Below are 3,979 nucleotides of genomic sequence, written 5' to 3'. Positions count from 1 at the left end.
GAACGCAAGCTCCGGTACGTCCGGGAGCGGATCACGCTCGCCCGGCGCGACATCGTCAAAATCATCGCCACAGGCATCGAGGAGAGCGTTCCACTGCGAACGGCAGGGCAGGGGCCTTCGACCTGGGAGGGGGTGCATAGCGACTATCGCGCCATCGTCGGTCGGATTCCCCGGAACGCCACGATCGAGAACCTCGAACCGATCGCCGACGAGCTTGCCGCGCTCTCCGAGCAGCTGGTTAAGGTCCTGGAAGGTCACGTCGAAACAAAGATTTTGAACGGCAATGCCGCCCACAATGAGCGCCACATACATAATTCAAACCCAAAACCCCTAATTGAAATTGAACCGGCTTCCCAGGGAAGCCCGGCTGCGCCGTCTCAGCCGACTCCCGAACCGAAGCGGTCGGCAGAGATCGTGTTTCCGTTAGGCATGGTCCTCAAGGCTTGCCCGGACATTGCCGATTACGCCAAGGGCGAGATCTTACACTGGCGCGATTTGACCGCCGCTGCGAGCGTTGCGAGGGCGGCGCTTGGGATAAGCCCCAGCGCCTGGGAGACGGCGCAAGCCGTCATGGGCGAGACTTCCGCCGCCATCGTCGTCGCCGCGATCCTGCAGCGCGGAGCCGCGATCACCAGCGCCGGGGGCTATCTGCGGGAACTCACGCGGAAGGCGCAAGCCAACGAATTCTCGATCGGCCCGATGCTCATGGCGCTCCTCGGTGGTCGAAATCGCGAAAGGAAGCGCGCGTGAGGGGAGCCGCCCAAGGACGAGCAACAAACCCGGCCATAACCTCGCCCGCGGCGTCGTTTTGCTCGTCGGGAACGAATCAAGCTGCGCGACACAGGCGTCAACGACGATATCGATGTCCAGATTTCTGGATCGGTTGGCAAAGGCGCGTCGGATACGGGCGCGCGCCCAGAGCGAGCGGCGCCGAAGCGCCCGCTAAGGGCAGCAACGCCGTCGTTTTCCCGGGTCGCATGTCGCTAAACACTCATTTGAAAAACCCAACAGATCGGTTATGAACAGAGATGGTGGTGGTTCACAGGGCCCACGGATACCGGTTCGTGATTTATACGCTCGACCATGAACCCGCGCATATCCACCTTACCGGACCCGGCCAGGCGAAAATCAATCTTCTGGGTCCGGATGGCTCGCCGGAATTGGTCTCGAGTGTTGGGATCAAGCGATCCGACATGAGGCGACTGTTTGCCGAAGTGGTCGAGCGGCGTGAGGAATTCTTGAAGGCGTGGGAGCGAATCCATGGCTGATTTGACGGAAGACCAGCTAACAAAGGCCGAGGCGCTGGGCCGCGAACTGCTTCAGACTCAGCCTCGGGCGATCGCCGCGCATTTCGACAGGACCGCCGGCCGGGTCGTCATCGATCTGGTCAACGGCTGCGCCTACGCTTTTCCTGCTGAGCTCGTTCAGGAGCTGCGTGGCGCGAGCAACGACGATTTGGCTGGCGTCGAGGTCGACGGAGTGGGGTTCAACCTGCACTGGCCCAGACTGGACGTCGATCTCTACGTTCCCGCGCTAGTCTCGGGCATTTTCGGGACGCGAGCCTGGATGGCAAGCGAATTAGCGCGCCTCGCGGGCCGGACGAAATCGCCGACGAAAGCGGCGGCGGCCCGCGCCAATGGAGCCAAGGGGGGGCGGCCGCGAAAAACGGCGGGCACGGGTTGAGTGGGCGGCGCCGGCGCGTCTCGCCTAAGAGGCCCGCGGCCTTGGTGAGATTGACCCGGAAGCGGACGCGGCGCCGCTCGCAATGGCGGCTCATTTTCGCGGAAGTGGCCGAGCGCCGCCACGGCTCACGGGCGACTTCGCCTCGTCTTCGCCTCATCGCCTCACACGCCCAGACGCGCCGCCTTGCCGCGCGACCGTTCCGCGTCGTTGTAATAGCTTGCCGCCTGCTGGACCGACCTGTGCTGGGACTGCCGCATCGCTTCCGGCAGCGCGACGCCGCGTCGCGCCGCTTCGGTCAGATAGCCCGCCCTCAGTCAGTGCGCCGAATAATCGCGGGGATCGAGGCCCGCCGCCGCTGACCGGCGTTTGACGATCAGGTTGATCGACTGGGGCGTGAGGGCGCGCTCTTCCACCGCGCCCCAGCGGTCGACGGCGCGAAACACCGGTCCTTTGGCGATTTCGGCGCGGCGAAGCCAGTACTTCAGGGCGACGACCGGCGGGCCGACCAGGAGCGCCGCGCCGTCGTCGTCGGCGACCGTGGTCTTGGTGCGGCTGAGCCGGATGGCGAGGCAGGGCAGGGCGACCGAATTCGGATCGGCGGGATCGAGGGGAACGGGCGGCTCGTCCTGCAGCTGCTCGACCCTGAGCTGCGCCACCTCGCTTCGCCGCCGGCCGCCGGAGGCGAAGGCGACCATCAGGATCGCGGCGTCGCGGGCGTCGACCAGCCGGCCTTCGGCGCAGGTCGCGACGAGCCGGTCGAGGATGTCGCGGGTCACGGCGCGCCGGTCGAGGATGACGCGGGTCACGGCGCGCCGGCTCTTGCGGCGGCGCGGGCGGGCGGACGCGCGCACGGCGAGCCGCAGCGCCGAGCGCAGGGCAGGGGAGGCGAACGGGCCCTCGAGGCCTTTCCAGCGATGCAGCGTCGCCCAGCTCGACAGCCGCCGCTTGACCGTCGCGGGGGCGTGCGGACCCCCGGCGCGGAGAAGCCCGTGGTCGCTGAGCGCCTCGGCGACGTCCTCGGGCATGCCGTGCCGGGCGCCGGTTTCCCGCTTGGCCGGATCCCAGAGGTGATGGGCGACGAACTTCAGGATCAGGCTTTCGCTCGCTGGCCAGGGCCGCCGGTCGCGGCGAGCGCCCAGGCTTCGAGATAGGCGACGTCCGAGGCGAGCGCCCTGAGCGTGTTTTCCCCCATGCCGGCGCGGGCGAGGTGCTTCAGCGTCTCGACGTCGTCGTCGTCGCTCAGAAGCTGTGCGAGACGATCGCGCCGGTCGATCGGCAGGATGGCGGCGAGCGCGTCGAGCTGCAAGGCGCGTCGCTGCTCCGGATCGTCCTGAAGCCGGGAGTTGGGTCGGCGTCCATGCGCCTCGCCTTCGCCGAAAGGGCGCGAATCAGACGATCGGCCCCAAGCGTCGCAGCATACGAAACCCCGCATCGCGAGCGAAAGGGGCGGGAAGGGCGCGGCAGCGGGGCGGCAAGGGCGCGGCAAGCGAGGGCGCCTCGGCGCGCCGACGCTTGCGGTAGCGGAGACGGAAAGCACGGGGATCCGGTTTTTTGCCCGGCAGGCCAGGGAGCGACAGGATGGCGGGCGCTCGCGACCCAGGGGGAGAGGGGGCCGATTGCGAAGGGCGCGCGGAGGGGCGTCGGCTGTCGAATCCTTGTTCGCGATCGATTTTTGGTTGCTATCGATACTTGGGACTACTCGATAGGCGAACCCTCACTGTGATTATCGACTACGCGTTTCGCACCTAATAGGGCAGGGGACCTGGTTATAGAGGCCGAGCCCTCGATCACAGCCCCGCGGCCTTGGGGATGTTGACCCGGAAGCGGTCGCGGCGGCGCTGGTGCCGGCGGGTCATTTCCGCTGACGCGTGGCCGAGGTGCTTCTCGACGTAGCGTTAGTCGATCTCGGCCAACGACGCGAGGCCCGCGCGCAGCGAATGCCCGGAAAACTTTTCCTCACGGTCGCGTTCGGACAGATCGCCGCGCACGCCAGCGGCGACCGCGAGGCGCTTGATGAGGCGCGCGACATGGGGCGGTGAGTGACGCTAAATCTTGGTGTCGACGAGCGAGCCAATCACGGCCGGGCGTCCCGACCAAGCTCGCGGTCGTGTGTCAAAGTCCAAGCCTTTGATGTCAGCAATTGTCAATTTAGTGTTCAGCCTTTTTACTCCGGTTACGCTACCGAGCCCCACTGCCGTCCGGTTAACTGAAGGGTCGTGTCTTGGAGATCGGCTGATTGATTGGGTTTGCGGGGGAAGATGGGCGGTGTCGACTTGAACTGAGTGGCAGGGCAGTC

The 3,979-nt window shown here is 66.4% G+C and carries 3 protein-coding genes and 2 pseudogenes; 3 read left to right on the top strand and 2 right to left on the bottom strand.

Annotated features, from left to right (window positions below):
* The 3 genes from repC to ACLP25_RS22665 all read left to right on the top strand — a co-directional run.
* The coding region (repC, locus tag ACLP25_RS22675) for a plasmid replication protein RepC (RefSeq protein ID WP_442471399.1) at nucleotides 1-750 on the top strand (750 nt) is incomplete at its 5' end.
* Nucleotides 751-1,064: 314 nt separating this feature from the next.
* Nucleotides 1,065-1,268, top strand: a complete 204-nt coding sequence (locus tag ACLP25_RS22670) for a DUF4160 domain-containing protein (protein ID WP_442471398.1) — start codon at nucleotides 1,065-1,067, stop codon at nucleotides 1,266-1,268.
* Entirely contained in the window at nucleotides 1,261-1,683 is a 423-nt protein-coding gene (locus ACLP25_RS22665) for a DUF2442 domain-containing protein (RefSeq protein ID WP_442471397.1), read from the top strand. Before ACLP25_RS22670 ends, ACLP25_RS22665 begins: the two co-directional genes overlap by 8 nt.
* A gap of 161 nt (nucleotides 1,684-1,844) precedes the next feature.
* Here ACLP25_RS22665 and ACLP25_RS22660 read toward each other — a convergent pair.
* Nucleotides 1,845-3,115 (bottom strand): annotated as a pseudogene (locus ACLP25_RS22660) (site-specific integrase).
* Between the two features lie 355 nt (nucleotides 3,116-3,470).
* Nucleotides 3,471-3,710 (bottom strand): annotated as a pseudogene (locus tag ACLP25_RS22655) (integrase); the annotation flags it as partial.
* Nucleotides 3,711-3,979 lie beyond the last annotated feature (269 nt).

The organism is Roseiarcus sp. (assembly GCF_052145395.1).
GTDB lineage: Bacteria > Pseudomonadota > Alphaproteobacteria > Rhizobiales > Beijerinckiaceae > Roseiarcus.
The sequence above is the reverse complement of the archived record's forward strand: the minus strand, read 5'-3'. Positions and strand labels throughout refer to the sequence as shown.